Annotated in this window: 19 protein-coding genes and 2 pseudogenes; 18 read left to right on the plus strand and 3 right to left on the minus strand. The window is 36.0% G+C overall.

Going from position 1 to position 23,100, the window contains the following annotated elements; all coding sequences use genetic code 11:
* The first annotated feature begins 214 nt into the window (after nt 1–214).
* Entirely contained in the window at nt 215–2,569 is a 2,355-nt protein-coding gene (locus E0E20_RS10625) for a helicase-related protein (protein ID WP_442911484.1), read from the plus strand.
* Nucleotides 2,570–2,614: 45 nt separating this feature from the next.
* Nucleotides 2,615–3,160 (plus strand): annotated as a pseudogene (locus E0E20_RS10630) (single-stranded DNA-binding protein); the annotation flags it as partial.
* 335 nt (nt 3,161–3,495) lie between these two features.
* Here E0E20_RS10630 and E0E20_RS10635 read toward each other — a convergent pair.
* Nucleotides 3,496–3,831, minus strand: coding sequence for a winged helix-turn-helix transcriptional regulator (locus E0E20_RS10635; RefSeq protein WP_049493763.1), 336 nt, complete (start codon nt 3,829–3,831; stop codon nt 3,496–3,498).
* 137 nt (nt 3,832–3,968) lie between these two features.
* Here E0E20_RS10635 and E0E20_RS10640 point away from each other — a divergent pair, with 137 nt between their 5' ends.
* Nucleotides 3,969–4,361, plus strand: a complete 393-nt coding sequence (locus E0E20_RS10640) for a nuclear transport factor 2 family protein (protein ID WP_034819593.1) — start codon at nt 3,969–3,971, stop codon at nt 4,359–4,361.
* A 15-nt stretch (nt 4,362–4,376) separates the two neighbouring features.
* Here the strand turns inward: E0E20_RS10640 and E0E20_RS10645 are convergent, their stop codons facing one another.
* Nucleotides 4,377–5,708 carry a relaxase/mobilization nuclease domain-containing protein gene (locus tag E0E20_RS10645; protein ID WP_130838187.1) on the minus strand — a complete coding sequence of 444 codons (1,332 nt, stop codon included), beginning with the start codon at nt 5,706–5,708 and terminating at the stop codon, nt 4,377–4,379.
* 2 nt (nt 5,709–5,710) lie between these two features.
* Nucleotides 5,711–6,067 (minus strand): plasmid mobilization protein, encoded by a 357-nt coding sequence (locus E0E20_RS10650; RefSeq protein ID WP_130838188.1) that lies wholly within the window; start codon nt 6,065–6,067, stop codon nt 5,711–5,713.
* Between the two features lie 334 nt (nt 6,068–6,401).
* On the opposite strand from E0E20_RS10650, the gene E0E20_RS10655 reads away from it, so the two are divergent.
* The 15 genes and pseudogenes from E0E20_RS10655 (at nt 6,402) to E0E20_RS14270 (ending at nt 23,047) form a co-directional block, all read left to right on the plus strand.
* Nucleotides 6,402–7,040, plus strand: a complete 639-nt coding sequence (locus tag E0E20_RS10655) for a TetR/AcrR family transcriptional regulator (RefSeq protein ID WP_009222466.1) — start codon at nt 6,402–6,404, stop codon at nt 7,038–7,040.
* A gap of 141 nt (nt 7,041–7,181) precedes the next feature.
* Complete coding sequence (locus E0E20_RS10660) at nt 7,182–7,778, plus strand: MptD family putative ECF transporter S component (protein WP_130838189.1); 597 nt, start codon at nt 7,182–7,184, stop codon at nt 7,776–7,778.
* A complete protein-coding gene (locus tag E0E20_RS10665; protein ID WP_442911485.1) occupies nt 7,720–8,481 on the plus strand; it encodes an energy-coupling factor transporter transmembrane component T family protein in 762 nt (253 codons plus the stop codon). Before E0E20_RS10660 ends, E0E20_RS10665 begins: the two co-directional genes overlap by 59 nt.
* On the plus strand, nt 8,466–9,935 hold the full coding sequence (locus E0E20_RS10670) for an ABC transporter ATP-binding protein (protein WP_130838190.1): 1,470 nt from the start codon (nt 8,466–8,468) through the stop codon (nt 9,933–9,935). The genes E0E20_RS10665 and E0E20_RS10670 overlap by 16 nt, the downstream gene beginning before the upstream one ends.
* Nucleotides 9,925–11,715, plus strand: a complete 1,791-nt coding sequence (locus E0E20_RS10675; protein WP_130838191.1) for an ABC transporter ATP-binding protein — start codon at nt 9,925–9,927, stop codon at nt 11,713–11,715. The genes E0E20_RS10670 and E0E20_RS10675 overlap by 11 nt, the downstream gene beginning before the upstream one ends.
* On the plus strand, nt 11,708–13,453 hold the full coding sequence (locus E0E20_RS10680) for an ABC transporter ATP-binding protein (protein ID WP_130838192.1): 1,746 nt from the start codon (nt 11,708–11,710) through the stop codon (nt 13,451–13,453). The genes E0E20_RS10675 and E0E20_RS10680 overlap by 8 nt, the downstream gene beginning before the upstream one ends.
* Nucleotides 13,454–13,484: 31 nt before the next feature.
* The gene (locus tag E0E20_RS10685) at nt 13,485–14,831 is read left to right on the plus strand and encodes an MATE family efflux transporter (protein WP_130838193.1); all 1,347 of its coding nucleotides are present in this window, start codon (nt 13,485–13,487) and stop codon (nt 14,829–14,831) included.
* A 319-nt stretch (nt 14,832–15,150) separates the two neighbouring features.
* Entirely contained in the window at nt 15,151–15,561 is a 411-nt protein-coding gene (locus E0E20_RS10690) for a sigma-70 family RNA polymerase sigma factor (RefSeq protein ID WP_009643537.1), read from the plus strand.
* A 465-nt stretch (nt 15,562–16,026) separates the two neighbouring features.
* Complete coding sequence (locus tag E0E20_RS10695; protein WP_130838194.1) at nt 16,027–16,257, plus strand: DUF6870 family protein; 231 nt, start codon at nt 16,027–16,029, stop codon at nt 16,255–16,257.
* Between the two features lie 144 nt (nt 16,258–16,401).
* A complete protein-coding gene (locus tag E0E20_RS10700; RefSeq protein WP_130838195.1) occupies nt 16,402–18,063 on the plus strand; it encodes a recombinase family protein in 1,662 nt (553 codons plus the stop codon).
* Nucleotides 18,064–19,749, plus strand: a complete 1,686-nt coding sequence (locus E0E20_RS10705; protein ID WP_130838196.1) for a recombinase family protein — start codon at nt 18,064–18,066, stop codon at nt 19,747–19,749. It abuts the gene before it with no gap.
* A complete protein-coding gene (locus E0E20_RS10710; protein ID WP_130838197.1) occupies nt 19,746–21,290 on the plus strand; it encodes a recombinase family protein in 1,545 nt (514 codons plus the stop codon). Before E0E20_RS10705 ends, E0E20_RS10710 begins: the two co-directional genes overlap by 4 nt.
* A 289-nt stretch (nt 21,291–21,579) precedes the next feature.
* Entirely contained in the window at nt 21,580–22,053 is a 474-nt protein-coding gene (gene cptIN, locus E0E20_RS10715; protein WP_034819561.1) for a type III toxin-antitoxin system CptIN family toxin, read from the plus strand.
* A gap of 187 nt (nt 22,054–22,240) precedes the next feature.
* Nucleotides 22,241–22,468 (plus strand): annotated as a pseudogene (hxsA3, locus tag E0E20_RS14795) (His-Xaa-Ser repeat protein HxsA3); the annotation flags it as partial.
* 135 nt (nt 22,469–22,603) lie between these two features.
* Nucleotides 22,604–23,047 (plus strand): hypothetical protein, encoded by a 444-nt coding sequence (locus E0E20_RS14270; RefSeq protein ID WP_165444074.1) that lies wholly within the window; start codon nt 22,604–22,606, stop codon nt 23,045–23,047.
* Nucleotides 23,048–23,100: the final 53 nt, after the last annotated feature.

Consider the following 23,100-nt stretch of genomic DNA (forward strand, 5'->3'; position numbering starts at 1 on the left):
CCGGGTGCGCTGAAAGGTGCATGCCCGGTGTGAGGCGGGGGAAAATCCGGAGATAACCTCAAAGGATTACCTATCGCTCAGCACCTACCGTGCTGACCGTAGCAGGCGGCACGGATGGTGTTCATTGTATCTTCATACAAAAATGCGTAATGTTGCAGGAATCGGGCAATCGGAAGCCTTTAAGTCCTCCGATATGTTTATGAAGTGCAGATATATGGATGAGATGACAAACGGGAAAGGTATTGTCTTTGCCACAGGAACACCAGTAAGTAATTCTATGACGGAGCTTTACACCATGCAGCGTTATCTTCAGTATGAAAACCTAAAGAAGAATCACTTGGAGCATTTTGATGCTTGGGCAAGTACCTTCGGGGAAACTCAGTCCGCCTTTGAACTTGCTCCTGAAGGAACAGGATACCGAGTGAAAACAAGATTTTCAAAGTTTTATAACCTACCTGAATTGATGTCCATGTTTAAGGAAGTCGCTGACATTCAGACCGCAGATATGCTAAATCTTCCAACACCTGAAGCACACTATGAATTAATTAAAACCTTGCCGAGCGAGGAACAAAAAGAAATCCTAAAGGGATTATCTGAAAGAGCGGATAAGGTTAGAAATAGAGTGGTAGAACCTGATGAGGATAATATGTTAAATATTACTAATGATGGTAAGAAACTTGCCCTTGACCAAAGACTGATCAATCCCATACTTCCTGATAATCCTGACAGCAAGGTGAATGTTTGCGTGAAAAATGTCTTTAGTATTTGGGATAAGACCAAAGAAAATAAGTCTACACAGCTTCTATTTTCCGATATGTCCACGCCAAAAGGAGATGGAGAATTTAACATTTATGATGATATTAGGGATAAACTTGTAGCAATGGGCATACCGAAAGAAGAAATAGCATTTATCCACGAAGCGAATTCCGATAAACAAAAGGACGAACTCTTTGCAAAGGTGCGTAAGGGAGATGTGAGGATATTACTTGGTTCAACTCAGAAAATGGGAGCAGGCACGAATGTGCAGAATAAACTGATTGCACTGCATGATTTGGATGTGCCTTGGCGTCCTGCGGACCTTGAACAGCGTGCGGGTAGAATTGTAAGACAGGGTAACGAAAATGAGAAAGTAAATATCTATCGTTATGTTACAGAGAACACATTTGATGCCTATTTGTGGCAGACGATAGAAAACAAACAGAAATTCATTTCTCAGATTATGACCAGTAAGACTCCTGTTCGTGTGGCGGAAGATGTGGATGAAAATTCCCTTAACTATGCGGAGATTAAAGCTCTTGCAACAGGTGATCCGAAGATTAAAGAAAAGATGGATTTGGACAATGAGGTTACAAAACTTAAAATGCTGGAAGCAAACTACAAGTCCAACCGTTACAGATTAGAGGATAAGGTTGCTAAAAATTATCCGGAAGAAATCACAAGAACGGAAAAACTCATTGAAGCTGTAAAGAAAGATATGGCTGATGTAGAACCACAAGGAGAAGGCGAAAATAAATTTACTTCCATAACCATAAAAGGCGAGAAAATATTTGATAAAAAGGTTGCAGGCGAGAAGCTACTTGAAGCTATCAAGACTATAAAAATCAATGAAAGTAAGATGATAGGCAAGTATAGAAATATGGATTTAGAGGTCAGCTATAACTTCTTTACCAATGAGCATAATTTCAGCTTAAACGGTGCTGCAAAGCATTCAGGAGAGCTTGGTACAAGTGCGGATGGTAATATTACAAGACTGGATAACGCTCTTGAGAAAATGCCCGAAAAACTGAAAAGATTAGAGGAAAAGCTCATCAGTACCAAAGAACAGCTTGAAAATGCTAAAGAAGAACTTAAAAAGCCGTTTGAAAAGGCTGATGAGCTGAAAACCAAGGTATTAAGACTTGCGGAACTGAATAAACTGCTTGATATGGGAGAAGTGGAAGAAAAGAGAAATGATAATCCCCTTGTAGAAGATGTAAAAAGAGCGATTATTAACTTCTGCAACAGAGAGTATGAAGAAAACCACAGCTATGATGAGTTTGACACGCTGTATCCTGATTTAAAGCATATCGGGCTCGCCTATACTAATACTCCTGATGAAAGACATGGGATTCAGTACGAACTGAATTTAGAAGCCAAAACATGGACGCAGTATATTGATGATACGGTGGTAAAAACAGAGAGCTTTGATTATGAAAACAAGGGAGAAAATGAAGCTCTAAGGAATATGAAAAATGAGATTGAGCTATCCTCTTTTGAAGATTTGGTCTATGTGGATTCCGAAGATTTAAGAGCAGCAACGGGACTTGAGATTGATGATGAAGGAAACTTCTATGATCCGCTTGCAAAAGACCTCGATAATGACGGTATCATCGACAGATATGACAATGATTTCAGGGACAGTGATTACTTTGAATCAACCTATGATGTGGAAGATAATCTTCATACGAAAGAGGAAACTTCTCAAAGAACGGAAGATAAACCGTCTATTTTAGGACAGATCAGAGCTTATCAAAGTGAAAGCAAAACGGAAGATAAACAAACTACAAAAGAACAGGAATATGCAAGATAAGGGGGCTTATAAGCTCCCTTTTACCATGAAAGGAGATATAAAAACATGGATTACAAAACAATAAGGGATAGGATTGAAGATATGGCAAAGGATAACCACAAAGATTTTGTGAAGGCGGTTATCAGTATGGAAAAAGGCATTAACGATGAGAGTGCATTAGATAAGCTTTATGATGCTTATATGGCAAATGATACCATCAATCTGCTTCATGAAGATTTCGACTATATGATTGAAGATTTAAGAGAACAGGGGCAGATAAAAGACCTTCCCTATGTTCAGCAGGAGAAAGATAATCTTATAAATATCGTCGGGAATATTGTAGGCAAGGTCGAACTTATTGAAAGAGAAAACAAGAATGGAGAAGCCTTTAAGGTGGCAAATTTCTCTGTTGTGTCCAAAGATGATGCAGGAAACAAGGTCTATCATAATTGCTCCGCTTATGGAGAAAAGAGTGATATTCCAAAGGACTTTAAACAGGGAGATTTTGTGAAACTCTTTGGTCAAATCAGAACTTCTATTGATGATAACGGCAAGGAACACACTAACATCAGGATACTTTCTTCAAAGCTCTTAAAGGCAAAAGAACAGATGAAAGGACAGGATAAGAGTCAAGAGATTGCTAAACTAAAAAGCGAGATAGAAGAAAGAGAAAAAGACTTATTTTATGCTGATTCTTGGGAGCAATCAGGACAGATTAGAGCAGATATTGAAAAAATGAATGCTAAGTTAAATACCTTGCTCAATTCTGAAAAAGGTCAAGAAAACGGTAAAAAATCCATACTTGGTGCGATTAAAGAATATCAGGCGGAAGATAAGCAAAAGCCTAAAGAGAGTAAAGAAAAGCCAAAAGAAACAGAAAGATAAGATGATGGTCGGTGTGGTCTTCGGACTGCACCGGCTCTTTTTTTATGGATTTTAGCTCACAATTAAGTTCGATGTGTTTTATTAAGCTCGGCAATATAATCCAATCCAAAGATTTCTATCTCATCTAACACTCTTTGAAATTTAGTGCCTAATGTACTCAAAGAATATTCAACATGGGGAGGAACTTCCGGAAAAACTTTTCTAATGATTAGTTTGTCTTGTTCTAATTGACGAAGCTGTCTTGTTAAAACAGTTCGAGTAACATCAGGAATTAACCGTTCAAGTTCACTAAACCTTTTCGTGCCTGTACTTAGATGATATAAAACTACAATTGCCCATTTTCCTTGTAAAACTTTTTGAGTCGTAACATAGGGACACTTATCATAAACATTTGACATTGTAACCTCCTTAGAAAACTAATAGTATCGTATTAGATACTATGTATTATAAATGTTCGTACTTCTAAAATCAAGACTTAAAAAGTATAATGATAGTAAGAGAAAATCATTTCTCAAAAAATGAAAGGAGATCAGCTATGAAAAATGAAGTTATGAAAGTGTTTCATGCTTACACAGAAGCATTATCAAAAGGAGATTTTGGAGCGGTTTTTGAAACGATGTCGGACAATATTGTATGGCATATGGGAGGAGAGAGTTCACTTTCCGGTGTGATAGTGGGAAAACAGGCATTAGGAGAGCGTTTGGGAGAATTTTCAAAAAGAAGTAACGGAACATTTAGGGTGATAACAAATTGGGCTGCAAGCAATGACTGTTTTGTGGCTGCCAGTGTTGTTTCTTTAGCGGAAAGAGGAGAAGAAAAACTAAATGATCCGGGGATTGACCTATTCAGAATAGAGAATGGCAAGATACAGGAAGTTTGGACTTTTGCAGAAAAACAAGAGGAAGAAGATAAGTTTTGGGAACAATAAAAAGAGGAGAGAACACTATCTCTCCATCTCCTTACCCATGTAAATTCCATAGTTTTTGCGTATCTTGTAAAGTTCGTCCATTGTGGATTTTGAGGAAGAATACTCTTTCATCAGGGTATTCTTTTTTTCTTGCAGATTATCAAGTCTTTCTAAAATATCTTTTGAATTTGGAAGTTTGGAATAAGACTTTTTAAGCTCGGAAAGAGCATTTTCATAGAGGGTAATCTGAGTTTTGTATTCTTCAAAGAATGCCTTATCAGATGGATTAGAGCGATATTCTTTGTAGTATCCTCGATATTTTTTAACGGTATGGACTTGCTCCATCGTAGCGGATAACTGTTCCATTTCCTTATCAATGGATTTGATTTTATCTTGCAGATGTTGTCTTTCATCAGCGGTTTTTTGAATGTATTCGTCAAGCTGCTGAACGGATTTAATCCCATGTTCTCTGATGAAAATAACGGATTCCGCCATCGTATTCAGATTATGTTTCGTTGCCCAGTATTCATAACCTTTGCTCTCTTTGACCTTGGCATTGGTCTTCATATCAATGATATTTCCAATGCGTTTTTTAACAGGAGGAGTCTTAATCGTTTCCCTTTCCGCTATGCGTTCTTTTAACCGTTCTTCCGTATAATCTTCGCCAATCGTCTTCGATCTTGTAAATCTCGGCTTATCTTTCGGCTTAAAAGCGATATGCTTACCGTACTTAATTTCATAACCAAGCTCGGTCATTTTCTTTAGAAATTCATCCCAATCCTTTGACTGTTTTATCATGCGATCAATATCAAATTGAAGTCTGCTTTTCCAAGAAGTACCTTTCTTTGCCTGCTCATTTTCATACCAAGACTTTCCGCTCGTCTTGTATTTTTTCTTGTAGCTTTCGTAGTGTTCATCAATGACGGAAAGGTTGTTTTCTTTGCATAGCTTATCACTCTGATAACGAATTTTATGGTAGCTTTTTTTGTTTGACTGATAGCATTTACCGGTAACCATATTCACATTGTTGAAGATGATATGATTATGGATATGCCCTTTATCTATGTGCGTCGATAACACAAACTCATAGTCATCTTTGAGGATCTTTTTACATAACTCAAGACCGATTTGATGTGCCATTTCAGGGCTTGTTTCTCCCGGTAAAAATGATTGAATCAGATGTCTTGCAAGGACAATTCCCTTAGTTCCCGCCTCCTCTCTTGTTCGTAAAAACTGAGTATGAGCGGAAGATTCGTGGCACTTATGTGTACTGACTAAAAGCTGCTCGTCCGTTTTATCTCCATTAACAATATATGAGATGGCGAGATGAAGGGTTGATTTTATAGGGTGTATTTTTGTAATCGCCATTGTCATTCCCCTTCCGTTTCAGAAGTTCTTTTCAGAAGCAGGGAGTGAATTTGCCACAACTCTTTAGAAAAATATTCAATCTCTTTCTTCATATCTTGGATGTCATCTTTATAGATGATACCTGTCTGATTTACTCTCTTTGCAATCTGATTGATATTATTTGTAGCACCTCTAAGCAAGCCTTGTAAATTCCGAAAAGGCTCTAAATCTACCTGATAAATCTCCTTTTCTAAAACGCATTTGCGGATAAAATGGCTCATATTTCTGCACTTTGCAAGCTTTCTTTTCTCCTCAAAAAGAGCCTTTTCTTCTTTGGTCAATTTAATTTCAAGTCGTTCATTTCGTATCCTATTTGCCATAGGTATTTCCTCCTTTGTATGATTTTCGGGGTCTTAGGGTCTCCCTAACAAGCTAAAAATTGATAAAAAAAGAAGCAGATCCCGAAGGGCTGCTTCATCAATTTTTCCGTAAGTGTCCGTACACTTACTGTGCTTGCTCTTATACTATTAGTATATGAACAGCGTTAAGCATAAATTAGATTTAATAACTTATTATAACATGGAAAAAGATGTGTTGCCACATTTATTGTTATTCTTTTAGAAAATGAAAAAATAATTATTTTTACTTGAAATTAAATATAACAAGTGTTATAATATAACAAAGTTATTTTTGAAGAAAGGAGGTTGAAACAAGGTGGCAAATGGAGATTATGATTTAACTCATAAAAAGATATTGGAGAGTGGCAAGAAGATTTTTAAAGAGCAAGGATTTGAAAAAGCAAATTTAAGAGCTATATGCAAAGAAGCGGGGGTTACGACTGGTGCTTTTTATGGTCATTTTGAGGATAAAGAAAGTCTTTTTGCAGAATTAGTAGAACCTCTTATAGCTGAAATTAAAAGATATTATGCTATGTATGAGAATAAGAGCTTTGATGCTTATAAAAAGGAAAAAAGAATAGGAAAAGAAACTATTCAAAAGATTTTGGAGTCAAAAGCACAGGGCACGATTGATACAGTTTTGCATTTTTTTGAAAACAAAGATGTGTTTGAACTTTTAGTGTTTGGATCTTATGGAACTAAATATAGCAGTTTTTTAGATGAACTTATAGAAATTGAAGATAAAAATCATTTTAAAATATTAAGTATGATTTATGGTGCAAATCATGTTAATGACAGAATAACCAACAGAGGTATTCATTTGCTTAATCATGCGTATTTTTATGCCTTGTCTGAGATTGCTGTACATTCTGAAGATAAAGAAGAAGTAAGACAAAACGCAATTCTAATTTCAAACTTTTTTAATGAAGGATGGGGGAAAATACGAGGATTATAAAAAAAATTTTTACTCTAAAAATAACTAAGTTATTTTTAGAGTTCAATAAGACTATATTTTTTCTTTCAAAAATAAAATAAGAATATTATTTCTGGTGGATAAACAGAAGAATATTAAATAAAAAACTAAGGAGGAAGTATCATGAATTTAAAAGGTATTGTAAAAATAGCAGTATTCTCTGTTATTGGATTTGTTTTGACGATGGGATTGGGATTTTTGACAGGATCATTTGGTATGATTCCAAGTTTGTATTTGTCATCTGCATTGCCAACAATTATTGTTGCACCTATTTTTGTAATTATGTGCAAGCAGGTTGGACAGAGAGGAACTGCTTTTTCATACTTTCTGTTGCTGGGTGTATTCTATGCTCTTATGGGAATGTGGCCGGTAATTGTTGTTTGTGCTGTTGCAGGAATTTTGGCGGAATTTGTAATTGGTAAAAAAGAGAACTATACAAACAAAAATATGAAAGTTGGGATTGCTTTTGGAACAGGTATGTTTATCTATTCCTTACATGCTATGTATTTTGCTTTTGTATTTGGTGTCGAAGGACTTACAAAGCAATTTCCAAAGATGTTTACAGCCGATTACGCAACATTCCTTTACAATTTTTACACACCTAAAAATATCTTGATTTGTTTATTGATTGCAATTGTGGCTTCATTTATAGGTGCTTATTTTGGAACATATATTTACAATAAATTTTTTAGCGATAGGAAGAAAAAAAGTGTTTTGTAAAAATGATAAAAAGAATATAAATCAACACCAACTATCAGACAAAATCAACCCGCTTACTATAGTTGGGTTGATTTTACTATTTTCAGTTATTTTAACAGTAGGAGAACAATCGCAATATTTATTTTCACTTATTTTTGTTTTAGGACTGTTATCCTTATTTTCAATTAAAAAAGCATTTAGGACGATATGTTCATTGCTTATAGTATGGGGGCTTATTTATTTACTGAAACCTCATTTAGGAAATGTTTTGATTGGCTCTATATATACAATGCTACTTATAGTGTTGAAATTTGCTCCACTTTTCATCTTGGGAAGAGTTCTGTCTTCATATAGCTCTTCGCATCTAATTGCTGCATTTAGAAAAATTGGAGTTGATGGTGGAATAGGTATAGGAATCACAGTATTTTTTCGTTTTATTCCGGAAATCTCTATTAGGATGAAGGAAATAAACAACGGCATGAAAATTAGAGGATTTAAAGCAAGCATTTTCAAACCAATTAGAACATTTGAATTATATTTTGTTCCTCTTATGTATAAGTGCATAGACATAAGCGACACCTTAACTTGTTCAATTATATCAAAAGGAATTGAATACGATGGAAAAAAAACCAGTTTTCATGAGGTGAAAATTACATTTATTGATATCTCAATGATAGTCGGAGGGATGATTTTGTTGGGGGCGAGTTTATGGAAAATATTTTAGAGGCAGAAATCAAATCATTTCATTATGGAGAGGATTTGATATTAAAAAATTTAAAAATGTCTGTAAAAAAAGGCGAAATTGTAGTCTTAACAGGTCTTTCCGGATGCGGAAAAACGACACTTTTAAGATTACTAAACGGGCTTATTCCATACTTTTATGATGGTGATTTGGACGGAGAAATCAAGATTTTAGGGAAAGATATAACGGCATATAAAAAGGGAGAGTTAGCTAAATATATTGGCAATGTATTTCAAAATCCTAAAGATCAATTTTTTTGTGATGTAGTTGAAGATGAAATTGCTTTAGTGGGTGAAAATTTGGGCTTAGACAGGGATACATTAAAAGAAAAAGTTGAAAAAGCAATGGACTTGTTAGGAATAAGCCATATTAGCAAAAAATCCATTTTTGAATTATCAGGAGGAGAAAGGCAAAAGGTAGCTATAGCCGGAACTCTTATCTATGATACGGATATTATTTTTTTTGATGAGCCATCAAGCAGTCTTGATTACGATAGTATAAAACACTTCAGTGAAATACTTTTAAGATTGAAGGCGATGGGAAAGACAATAATTATAGCAGAACATAGGCTCTATTATTTAAAAGAGATTTTTAGCAGATTGATTTATATAAAAGACGGTACAATATGTGATATTTTTCCGAATGGGAGTCTTAGTAATGATAAGTGTAAGGAACTTGAGTTAAGAACACTTAATGAAAGAGAATTGATATCAGAAAAAGAACTTATTGTTGCTAAAAGTTATATCAAAGTAAATAAAGCCTGCATTCATCAAGGTAAAAGAACTTTGATAGAAGAATTAACATTTGAGCTTGGAAAGAGTGAAATAATGGGAGTGATTGGTTCTAATGGTATTGGAAAAAGTACCTTAGCAAAAGCATTATGTGGATTATCTGAAAAATATTTAGATGTCAGCTATGGACAGAAACAAAGAGAAAGGCTTAAAAATTCATATTGCGTGTTACAAGATGTAGATGCTCAGATTTTTTTAGACACAGTAGAAAATGAATTGATATTTTGTAAAGATAAAAACTCGGAAAGTGATTTAGAAAAAATACGAGAATATCTAAAAGATACAGATCTGTGGCATAAAAAAACCAATCATCCACAGAAATTATCCGGTGGACAAAAACAACGATTGGCGATTATTACTTCGTTTTTATCTGGTCGTAAACTGATAATTTTGGATGAACCAACATCAGGTCTTGATTATAAAAGTATGAAAATTATGTCCGATTTAATGACAGAAAAAGCAAAGGAGATTCCAATTATAATAATTACTCATGACTTAGAGTTGTTATTTAAAACCTGTCATTCCGTCTTAATGCTCGGTGATAAGGATTATAAAAAAATATCTGTAAAGGGAAATGAAGCGTTAATCATGGATTTTATGGATAAAAAAGGAAATTTATTGAAGGAGAAAAACTATGTTAAATAAGGTTTTTGAATATGCAGGTTCGCATAAAAAATCAATTCACTTAGCAAGTTTTATTATGCTTATTAGTGTAATTATGGGTGTGCTACCCTTTCTATTTGCATATCAGATTATCAATCCACTTATTTTAGGTGAGCAATTAGAATTTGAAAGACTTGCTATTTTATTGATCAGTATTTTAGTTTGTTTAGTGTTGCAAGCTGTCTTAGGAGGTTTAGGTCTTAATGTATCCCATAAAGCAGCATACAACACGCTACTTGGACTTCGAACATCCTTACAGAAAAAAATGGAAGATCTGCCATTGGGTGTTGTTGAAGAAAAAGGGACTGGTACAATCAAAAAAATGTTCGTGGATGATATTGGCAGTTTAGAAGTGCTTTTAGCTCATTCACTTCCTGAAGGAATAGCGAACCTAATTGTACCTATTATGGTTTATATTTCAATGTTTTTTATTGACTGGAGATTAGCGTTAATGTCATTAGCTTCTATTCCGATTAGCATTCTTGCAATGATGATTATGTACTCTGTAGGTATGAAGCAAATGGGACCATATTATATGGCAAGTGGAAAAATGAACAATACCATTATTGAGTATGTAAACGGTATGGAAGTTGTAAAAGTATTTAATAAGCAAACAGAGTCTTATGAACGCCTTTCTAAAGATATAAGTAATTACAGAGATTATGCACTCGCTTGGTATAAGACGGCATGGCCATGGATGGCGTTATATAGTGCCTTACTTCCATGCACGATTATTTTAACATTGCCTCTTGGTGGTTATTTTGTGTATATGGGCTATGCAAGTCTTTCTAACTTAATATTAGTGTTATGTCTTTCTTTAAGTATAGGATTGCCACTCTTGAAAGCTCTTGGATTTTTACCAACTATGCCACAATTAAATTATAAGATTTCTGCTTTAGAACAAGCCTTAAATATGGCTCCTTTAAAGCAGGGAGAAAATGATTTTAAGGGAACAGGACAGACTATTTTATATGATAATGTTACCTTTGGCTATCAGCTAAACAAGATGGGAGAAAATGGACAGCCCGAAACCTATATTAAGAATGTTATTCATAATGTAAGTTTTACGGCAAGAGTTGGTGAAAAGACAGCGATTGTCGGTGAATCAGGTTCAGGAAAAAGTACTTTAGCTAAACTTTTAATTCACTACTATGATGTTTTAGATGGAAGCATAAGTATTGGAGGACAAGACTTACGAGATATAAGATTGGAATCTCTCAATAAGCAAATTTCTTATGTAGCACAAGACCAATATTTATTTAATACTTCGCTTTTAGAGAATATTCGTATTGGTAATTTAGCTGCAAGCGATGATGAGGTTATTGAAGCAGCTAAAAAAGCTCAGTGTATGGAATTCTTAAATAGACTTCCGGATGGTATTTATTCTTTAGCAGGGGAAGCAGGAAAAATGCTTTCAGGTGGAGAAAGACAAAGAATATCGTTAGCGAGAGCTATTTTGAAGAATGCTCCGATTGTTGTACTTGATGAGGCAACAGCCTATGCAGATCCTGAAAATGAAGAAAAAATGGAAGCAGCTATTCGTGAACTTGTAAAAGGGAAAACCTTAATTGTTATTGCACACAAGTTACCATCTATTGTAGATGCAGATCAGATATTAGTTATGGATCATGGTCATTTAGTTGCAAATGGAAAGCATAAAAACTTATTAGAATCTTCAGCAGAATATCGCAAATTATGGGATGCGACACTATTTAGTAAAGATTGGAAAATCAGCAGAAAGGAAGGTGAAATGAATGTTTAGACTAATTTCAAGAATTTTAAATTTATCAGGTAAATACAAAAACAGAATAAAGTCTGCATTTATATTTGCCTTTGTTGAATCTATATTAAGTAAAATGCCGATATTTATTGCATTTACCGTTTTGATTGGATTTTATGAAAAAAGGAATACGTCCCAAACTTTTCTATATGTAGGAATAGGACTTGTTTTAGTGGTTTTATTACAAGCTGTGGTTCATTTCTTAAGCGATAAATTACAAAGTGCAGCCGGCTTTATGATTTTTGCTGATAAAAGAATGGAGCTTGGGAATCATCTTAGAAAGCTTCCGATGGGATATTTTACAGCAGGTAATTTAGGAAAAATAAATTCTGTTTTAAGTTCGGACATGGCTTTTATTGAAGAAGTTTCCATGAGTACGATTGCCAATATGATGAGCTATGTATTATCAACACTTGTACTAACAGTATTCATGTTTGTTTTAGATTACAGAATTGGACTGATTGCGGTGTGTGTAACACTGGTTGCAACATTACTTGCAAATAGCATGAATAAAATGTCTTTATCTGAAGCGGTTATTAGACAAGAACAAGGTGAAAAACTCACCGATGCAGTTTTGTCATTTGCTGAGGGGATCAGTGTTATTAAAAGTTACAACCTTTTAGGCGAAAATTCTAAATCTCTTACAGATAATTTTATATCCTCAAAGGACACATCTATAAAATTTGAAAATAAAATAACACCATGGACAACCGGTTTAAATATTATTTATGGAATTGGGATTACATTTATTTTAGCAGTGGCTTTATATCTTAATCATCAAGGAACTTTGGGACTTCCATATATGTTGGGGCTTATTTTGTTTGTGTTTGACTTATTCAGCCCTTTAAAAACACTTTATGGTGAAGCGACAAGGCTTACTGTAATGAACGCTGCATTGGATCGTATTGAAGAAGTGTTAAATGAAACTGAACTGCAAGATGTGGGCAAAAAACATATTTCAAAATCTGATACCTCAGAACCTGAAATTTGTTTTAATCATGTTAAATTTTCTTATGGTGAAAAAGAGGTCTTGCATGATATGAGTTTCAAAATGAATAAGAATACAATGACGGCTTTAGTTGGACAGTCCGGGGGAGGTAAATCCACAGTAGCAAATCTTTTGACAAGATTTTGGGATGTAAACTCCGGTGAAATTTTGATTAGAGGAGTGAATATAAAGGATGTTTCACTATCTGAATTGATGTCGGAAATCAGTATGGTTTTCCAGAGAGTTTATTTATTTCAAGATACGATTTTTAACAATATTGCCATGGGGAAAGAAAATGCAACGAAAGAAGAAGTTATAGAAGCAGCCAAGAAAGCAAGATGCTATGATTTTATTATGGCACTTCCTGATGGATTTGACACAATGATTGGAGAGGGAGGAGCAACTTTATCCGGTGGTGAAAAACAAAGAATTTCTATTGCCCGTTGCATGTTAAAAGATGCTCCTATTGTAATTCTTGACGAGGCAACAGCAAGTGTTGATGTGGACAATGAAAGCTATATACAGGAAGCAATTAGTGAATTAGTAAAGAATAAAACCTTATTAGTTATTGCTCACAGATTAAATACGATTAGGGATGCCGACAATATTGTTGTAATCAAGGAAGGGAATATTGCAGAACAAGGAACGCATAATGAGCTAATTGCTTTAAATGGGATTTATAAGAATATGGTAGAACTACAAAATAAAAATAATGGCGTAAAAATACTGTAAGAATATATTTGTAATAAATGGAGGTAAGTACTTGAAACAGGATATGAAAGAACAACTACTAACCAAAAGACCGATAGACTTACTCTTTCAGCTATCTGTTCCGGCAGTTATAGGAATGATAGTCATCGGTCTATATCCCTTGATGGACGGAATATTTGCCGGAAAAATTATAGGACAAACAGCAATGACCGCTTGTGGTGTTGCAATGCCGCTCACCTTTTTTAACAGCGGGATTTCAACTCTACTCGGTGTAGGCTCAGCTTCTGTCCTATCAAGAGCAATTGGAAAAGGAGATCAGAAAACTGTAGATAAAATTATGGGTAACTTAATCTTTTGGGTGATTTTGTTCTCTGCTATCATCACAGTCGGAGGAATCCTCCTCGCACCGCATTTTTTAGATATGGTCGGTGCAACAGGTGAAATTAAAGCCTATGGTATCAGATACCTTAGAGTGATTTTTATAGGTTCTCTATTTGTGAACTTTACACAGTCAGCCAATATGGTGATGCGTGGCGAAGGACTGATGAAAAAAGCCATGCTGATTATGGGTTTTGGTGCTTTGCTTAATATCATACTTGATCCGATACTAATGACCGTTATGGGAGAAAATGCTATTGAAGGTGCTGCACTTGCAACGATCACAGCCCAATTTGTTCAAGCTGCTGTAACACTACATTATTTCTTGAAAAAGAGTAAGGTCGTTAAAATTCATAAGATACAATCTGATGCGGAAATTAAAAAAGAAATGTTTTCTGTCGGTTCATCCGCTATGATGATGCAGCTCTTATTTATGATACAACAAACAATGCTTTATAAAATGGCATTTAAATATGGTGGAGATACGAACGGAATTTTGATGGCGGCATCGCTTCGTGTATATGCCTTTTCCTTTATTCCGCTTTGGGGAATGAGTCAGGGGCTGCAACCTGTGGTTGGTACAAACTTCGGAGCAAAACAGTTTGACAGAGTAAGACAAGGTATGAAGGTGTTTTCTATTGGAGGACTTATCCTTGCAGCAATCTTTTGGCTTCCATCTTTACTGTTTTCAAGTCAGATCCTTTCCTTGTTCGGTGTAGAGGCAAGCATTATTGCACAGGGAGTAGGAAACTTCAGATTGTTCTATTCTGTATTTATCTTGTACGGCGTGATGGTTATGACGATTACATTCTTCCAATCAATCGGAAACGGAAAGAAAGCCGGAACTATTGTTATGCTTAGACAGTTATTCTTATTTGTTCCTGCAATGATCTTTTTGCCAATGGTATTTGGAATAAAAGCAGTATGGTTCACACAACCACTGGTAGATTTCATTATGATTACTGTTGGAATACTTATGATGCTTAGTGAACTTAATAAAATGGGGAAAGACAAAGCATAAAGATAAAGACATTTGATATAAAAGCGAAAATAATCAAAAGAGGCTGAGGGTATGGATGCTATTTATCAATAATGAATGGAGGGAAAGGGAGATGAACAAGTGTATAAGTTTCCTTGTAGAATTGAAATGGAATAAAAATACTCCTTTTTTCTATAATCCTTGTAGTTCTCTGTGATTACGCATACTCTCTTAAACAATTAAATACATTTCAAAAAAGAACGAAATTTGTTCATTTTAGAGGACTTCTTATGCCCGGATGCAGAAGTCCTCCTTTTTTTGTCTGAAAAACAGTCAGTCAAAAGAAACGGAGGACTTCGAAATGAAAAAAGAATTTTATCTATATGTAAACGGACAAAAGGTAAAAGTCAGTGAGGAGATATACAAAGTCTACTGGCGGGAAAGAGAACATGAAAAGTATTTAGAGCAGGTGGACAGAAAAAACCACTTGCTCTTTTTTTCGTCCTTGGATCAGGATGGACATTTTGCAGAGAACATCATTGATGAAAGTGTTGATGTCGAAAAGATTGTGGAAACACAGATGATGATTGAAGCAGTCAGAAATGCCATATCAAGACTCAATGCAGAAGAAAGGGACATCATAGAGCGTTTGTACTTTCAGGACGAAACCGTCCGCTCGGTAGCAAGGCTAAAAAGTATCACGCACCCGGCTTTGATTAAGAAAAGAAACAAAATCTTAGAGAAGCTGAAGAAATTTATCGAAGAAATTTAGAATTTCGGTAACCAAAGGGGTCAAATTTTCCTTATATAAAGTGAAGGGGAGTTTGACCTCTTTTACTTTCTTGAAGAAGAGAATGCCGGTTAAGGCAAATTGGAAGATAAAAAGAAAAATCCCTTTCAAATATTTTGTTCTTTGACAACTGAATAGACCAAGGTAGGACTTTATCTGCTTGTGGAGAATTATGACTTACGCCAAGACCTTTCTGCTAAAAAATATTTTGGTTCAATGAATACTGAGAAAATCAAGGAAACAAGGAAGCGAGCGACAAATAAGATTACATAAAAAACAGAGGTGGCAATCTGTTCGTTGAAATAAGCAGTGATAATGATACTTCAATAGTTTATGCCGGCTCGTCTGGAATAAGAGGCGGAGGTGAGATTCCTATGTTGTCAGCCAAGACACCTACCAATGTCAAAAAACTTAAAGAAAGAAAATAACGGTGGAAGGAGCTTTTTTATGGACACAGAAGAATTAACAAGATATAAAAATATGTCAGTGAATGAGATTGATCAAAGACTCGTTCCGGACATTGAAGATATAAAGAACAAGAAAAAAATGGATCCGCTTTCCATGTACTTTATGAAAGTCGGAAATGTTATCGTCAAATGCAGTTATGCAGGAAACGGAAGAAGTTTAGCGGATTGCTTTTTGTCCTATTTAGAAAAGAAAGCGATGCTGCTTGATTAAAAATATGATAAAAGGGGCAGACTTTTTTACGAATTTATGGTATAATACGAATCAAATAGGGATACAACTTAAATAAGTGCTTGAAAAGACTCCAAGTTATCATATTTCTCTTGAAAAAGAATATGAAAGTTTGGAGGTTTTGTTATGTCTAAAAGAATTTCGGATACCTATCGGGTAGCCATGTATCTTCGACTATCTCAGGATGACGAAAAATACGATAAAGATTTCAAGGCGGAAAGCAACAGTATTTCCAATCAAAGACTTCAAATCCAAGATTACATTGATAAAAACGAGGAGATGGAGCTTGCAAAGGAATATGTAGATGACGGATATTCAGGAATCAATTTTGAGCGACCGGCATTTAAAGAAATGATGGAGGATGTGATTACAGGCAGTATCAACTGCATTGTTGTAAAAGACTTATCCCGTTTCGGCAGAGATTATATTGACAGCGGAAGATATTTGCAAAGAGTGTTCCCCTCTCTTGACATCAGGTTCATTGCCTTAAATGACAATTATGACAGTTTCACAGCCAGTGAAACGGAAAAGAATCTGGTGATTCCTTTTAAGAATTTCATCAACGACAACTATTGCAGGGATACCTCCGCAAAGGTCAGAAGTGTTTGTAAAGTAAAGAGAAAACAAGGACAGTTTATATCAAACTATGCTCCTTACGGTTATGAAAAAGATAAGGAAGATAAGCACAAAATAGTAATTGATAAAGAAGTGGAATATGTGGTGCGAAAAATCTTCTCCATGAAACTGGAAGGATACAGCTCCTATTCGATTGCCAAACACTTAAACGATAATGGAATCCCCTCACCGATGGAGCATAAAAAGACAAAGGGAATACGGTATAAGACAGGCTTCAGCACAAAGGCGGTTGCCAAGTGGGATACGCCTGCGGTCAATCGCATTTTAATCAATGAGATCTATATTGGAACACTTCAACAGGGAAAACGAGAAAAGATCAATTATAAGCTGGATAAAGTGGTTTCCAAAGACAAAAGCGATTGGATTGAAATTGAAGATAACCATGAGGCGATTATTGATCCCCATGACTTTGAAATCGTCCAAAAACTTTTAAAATGCGATATCAAGGCGAAAACGGTCGGAGAAAAAGCGGATTTGTTTTCCGGACTTCTCTTTTGCAAAGACTGTAACGCACAGATGACAAAGAAAGTCGATAAACGAGGGAAAACACCGACCGTCTATTATATTTGCTCCTCATACAATAAGGGGCAAGATTGCAGCAGGCACTCCATAAAGCAGGAAGAATTGCAAAGGACAGTGCTTGAAATGATTCGGCATTATATTCAGTATCTTGGGGAATACGAAAGTGTTTCAGAGAAAATCAAAGAGATGGAAGTATCCTATGAACTGTTTCAAAAAATAGATAAAAGACAGGAATACACCAAGAAAAGCAAGGCAAAATTTGAACTTTTAAAATCTTCCCTTTATCAAGATTTGAAGGAAGGCATTATTGCGGAAGAAGAATTTTATGATATGAGGGAGTTTTACACGAATCGTATCGTAGAAAGTGAGCTGATTTTAGAAAAGCAGAGTAAGGAAATTGCAAGGCTCTACAAAAAGAGTTTGGGCAATCAGAATTTCCTTGCAGATATCAAAAAGTATCAAAACATCGGTACTTTAGAAAGAGGACTCCTTGTTCGACTTGTTGATAAAATCTATGTTTTAGAAGATAAGAAAATAGAAATTCAGTTTAACTATGACGAAACGATCGAGATTCTGGATAAGTTGAGCAGCTATACCTTTCAAACTCCTGAAATCAGGGAGGTGGTATAGATGGCAAGAACAGCAAATCGAAGAATAAAGTCGGAAGAAATGCTTAGCAAAGAAAATATAAACAGCTTTCAAACGGCAATCTATGCAAGAATCTCAAGAGATAAAAAAGAAAAACCGAGCGACTCCATTGAAAATCAAATTGCTCTTTGCGAGAGCTTCATTCAAAAAAGTGAGGATTTCAGTTTAGCAGGAATCTATAAAGATATTGCAAAGACGGGAACGGACTTTGAACGACCGGACTTTGAAAACTTGATGGATGAAGTACGAATGGGGAAAGTCAACTGCATTGTTGTAAAAGACCTATCAAGGTTTGGAAGAAACTATACGGAACTTGGCAATTTCATTGAAAAGATCTTCCCGTTTCTTGGGGTAAGATTTGTGGCAGTCAATGACAATTTAGATACCTTCCACATGGACGATCCCAATAAATCACTGGAAGTCATTCTAAAAAATATTGTCAATGAAACCTATGCAACGGATATTTCAAAGAAAGTATCAAGCTCTCATCAGATGAGGATCAAACAAGGCGGATTCATCTGTGGAGCAGCTCCTTATGGATATGTGGCACGAAAAGATGAAGATGGAATCCGACGCTTGTATCCGGATGAAAATACAGCTCCCATTGTTAAAGAAATCTTTGATGCCTATCTGAAAGGACTGAGTACACTGGGTATATCCAAACTTCTTTTGGAAAAAAGAGTGTATATTGCAACCGATTATCGAAAATTCGGGAAAGTTGTATCGGATGGGGATGAACCGATTCAGATATGGCAACCGACTACAATTTTACAGGTGCTTAAAAATCGTGCCTATACTGGAACTTTAATACAGGGAAGAAATCAAAAACATCTTTATGAAGGGAAATCAAGGGAAAGACTCTCTGAAGAACACTGGACAGTAACCGAAAATGCCCATGAAGCCATTATTTCGATGGATACCTTTGAAAAGGTGCAGGAGAAGATTTCCGAAAAATCAGCTCCGATAAAAAGAAGCAGAAAGGAAAATGCGACTGCCAAAGACGATACTATCTTTCGAGGAATGGTTTACTGCAACCTTTGTCAAAAAAGAATGAGCGTTCATCGACAATTAAGCGGGAAAAGAACGGTATTTTACTTTAGCTGTAATCGATTTGGAGAATACAAAGCGGAAAAATGCGGAACAGCAATTACAGAGGTGACACTTCAAAATACCGTAAAAGCTGCATTTGATACCATTCTTTTAAACAATAAGAAAAGCTATAAGGCATATTTAGACGGGTATGCGGATAAAAAAAGAGAAGTGGAGCAGCAAAAGGAAAAAGAACTGACAGAAATCGGCAGAAGAATCTCAGGACTGAGCAGGCTTCAAAGTGAGTATTACGAAAAGTATGTCTTGGGAGATTGGAGAAAGGAAGATTTTGAAAGAGAAAAGGAACATCTTCATCAGAAGAAAAAAGAACTGGAACACCTAAAAGAAAAGCAAATTGCCATCTTTGAAGAAGAAAAACGAAGGCTCGAAGAAAAGCACAAGTATCTGAAAGCTCTCTTTAAGGGCAAGACGAAGAAATGGGACAAAGAGTTTGTGAAAGCCATCATAGATAAGATATTCATCGGAAAAGACCATACGGTAGAAACCCAATTTAACTTTGAAGAAACGCCTGTCATTACCGAAAAAATCGGAAGAAAGGTAAAAAAGGTGATGCTATGAATACCGTAGATTTTTATCTAAGACTTTCACTGGAAGATGGCGATCAGCAAGACGAAAGCAACAGTATCACTTCCCAAAGAGAAATCTTAAAGGACTATATCCGCTCAAGGGAAGAATTTACAGGTGTTCAAATCAGGGAACACATTGATGATGGTTATACCGGAACAAACTTTAATCGCCCCGCATTTCAAAAGATGATCGCTTTGGTCAAGAAAAATGAAATAAAGACCATACTTGTAAAAGACTTATCTCGTTTTGCCAGAGATTATATCGAATCGGGAGCCTATATCGAGCAGATTTTTCCCTTTATGCAAGTTCGGTTTATTTCTGTGAATGACAATTATGACAGTAAGAACAACGAGAACGGAATCAGCAGTTTGGAAATTCCTTTTAAGAATCTTGTCTATGACTACTATTCCAAGGATATTTCACAAAAAATTCGTTCTTCCGTTAAAATCAGACAAGAGAAAGGCTATTACTTCGGTTCAAAAGCACCCTATGGATATGTAAAAGACGAAAAAGACCATCATCAACTCAATGTCGATGAAGAAGTAAGACCGATCGTAAAAGAAGTGTTTACGAGGTATTTAAGTGGCGAAAGTATGCTTGCGATTGCCAAATATTTTAACGAGAGAGAAGTTTTAACCCCTGCCAAGCACATAGGACTGAAAAGAGGAAGCGGAATTTGGACAGGACAGATTGTTCGCTATCTCTTAACCCAACGAGTTTATACCGGAGCAATCGTTGGCGGAAAGACAAGAGTGTATGAAGTCGGATCAGATCATCGACAATGGATGGATAGCGAGGACTGGATTATACGGGAAAATATGCACGAAGCCATCATCTCCCAAGAGGATTTTGCGGAAGTTCAAAACCGATTAAGCAGCAATGCAAAACATATCAGCCGAGAACGGAAGCATTTTCATATTCTTCAGGATAAAGTCTATTGCGGGAAATGCCATCATAAGATGAGCTATACCGTTTACTCCGGAAAAAGTGACGGATATTATTGTCCATATCGGTATAAGGCAAAAGACTGTGGCTGCATGAAAGGAAAGATACAAGCCTCGGTACTGAAAGAAATCGTATTAAAGGAAATTCAGCTTTACACCGAGAGCTTTCTTGAAAAAGAACAGACGAGGATGATTGAGCAAAAAGTTAGAGAAAGTATTTGTGAGAGCCTGCTTGAGCGAAAGAAAAAGCTGGAAGCGGAACAACAAAAGAATCAAATTTCCAAAATGCAGTGTTATGAAAGGCATAAACAAGGTATCATAGAGAAAGAAGAATATATTTCAAAACGAGAAACCCTGACACAAAGAACGAGGGATATCAAACAGGAAATATCGGTCATAGAGGATAAGATACAAGAAAATGCAGCTTTAAGGCATCATATGAATGTCGATAAGCTAAGAGAAGCGGTAGCAGAAGGAGAACTTGTTTTAGACTGGATCAACGAAGTGATAGACAGAATCTATGTTTATGACAAGGACAAGGTAGAGATTGTTTGGAAATTTGAGGAAGGTGGTCGACTTGAGGTGTAATAATTTCACCTCAAACTTCGGGAAATACTTTTTGTGCCAGTCTTATTTTAATAACTTGGGTGTTGTAAAAAAACGAATCATATGCTATAATTTAGGCAAGCAAATGTTAGCCGTTTCTCATAGGACGGGATATAAAATTATGAGGTGTAATTTAGCCACTTGCCGATGGTGTGGGATATAAATAATTCGGTGCGTAAATGTAGCCACTTACTATATGGGTGGGGTATAAATAATATAGTGCGTAAATCCCTCTAATCAAAATGATAGAGGGATTTTTTTGGAGGTTTGTATGGAGGTAAAACAAGGATATTCTTATCATATAAAGGATCGTTTCTTTTCTGATGTGTCAGATTCCTCTCTAATGAGCAACAAGGAAAATGGAAATTATCGACCGCATTACTATGCAATTGAGGATTCAAAGAATAAAGATATTTTTTGGATGATACCGATTAGCTCGAAAGTAGAAAAATACAAAAAGATTGTTGCTTCTAAAATAAAGAGAAACGGAAAGTGTAGCACGATTGTAATTGGGACATTTGCCGGGGAAGAAAATGCGTTTTTGATACAAAATGCCTTTCCGGTTAAAGCGGTTTATTTGGATCATGTGCATACGATTCAAGGGAATCCGATTACGGTACACAAAAAATTGGATAAAGAACTTCGGACAAAGCTGAAGGAAGTCATCGCTATGAAGAAAAGAGGAATCAATCTGTTTTTTACAGATGTAGATATGATTTTAGAGCTTATGAACAGGTTGAAATAGGTAGTAAATTTTAGAACTTGATTGCTATGCTAAGTTTCAAGGTGCAAAAATTTCACCATGAATAAGTGTAAAGCAAGCGCGATCAAAAATCTTGACCTTAAAAAAGCAATTTCTGAAAGAAAAAAATGTATCCAATACTTGACACAAGGGTGAGAATGAAGTTGATAAAAAAGTATTTCCGGCGCTAAAAAAGGCGCTGGGTGATTATATGACAGATGAAGAGGGAAATATTACACGAAATAAGATCATTACAGTTGGTGCTATGGCTATTATTTTGGGTATGTTTTACACGATGAATGTGTATGCCGCACATCGATCACATAGCTCCCATCGATCGCATAGCTCTCATCGGTCACATAGCTCACATTCGTCGGGAAGTTCGGGGACAACTTATTATAATCATTCTAATCATTCAAGCCATGCCAGTTCCAGTGTTTCGACGAATACACAGCTAATTAACACACCATCAAGAGGAGTAACGTATACAGCGCCGGCTTACACGGCTCAGTCGGCTGTTCGGCGGGCATATGCGCTATATGTTCAGAATGGAATGGATTCGGACACAGCCATGAACCGGGTTCAAACTAAAATGTCAGAACTGATGAGTCAGCCTGATTCTGTAGACGATATTGTTCAAGAGGACTTAAACTCTTTACGCGTTGCAGCAACAACGGCAGCAATCGGTCTTACATTAGAGCAGGCAGTGCAATTGGCATACCAGCTATATATTCAGGCTGGGTTTGACTCGGCGACGGCTTTGGCTAGAATCAATATCATCATGCCGCAATTAACTGCAAATCCTGAGGCATATAGTTTTATTGTTCAAACGGATATTATGGCATTAGGCTCCGCGGCAGTGGGCGCAACTACTCTTCAATTAACGCAAGAGCAGTTGGTCCAACAGGCATATGCGCAGTATATAGCGCAGGGGATGACGTCAGAACAGGCATTCGCTATGGTGAATGCCAATTTATCAACCATTATAGGAAATTAGAAAATAAGATCTGGTGAATAATGGAAGACTCCCCAAGGTAATGTGCTTTGAGG

It is taken from the genome of Lachnoclostridium sp. Marseille-P6806 (genome assembly GCF_900625025.1).
Classification (GTDB): Bacteria; Bacillota; Clostridia; order Lachnospirales; family Lachnospiraceae; genus CAG-791.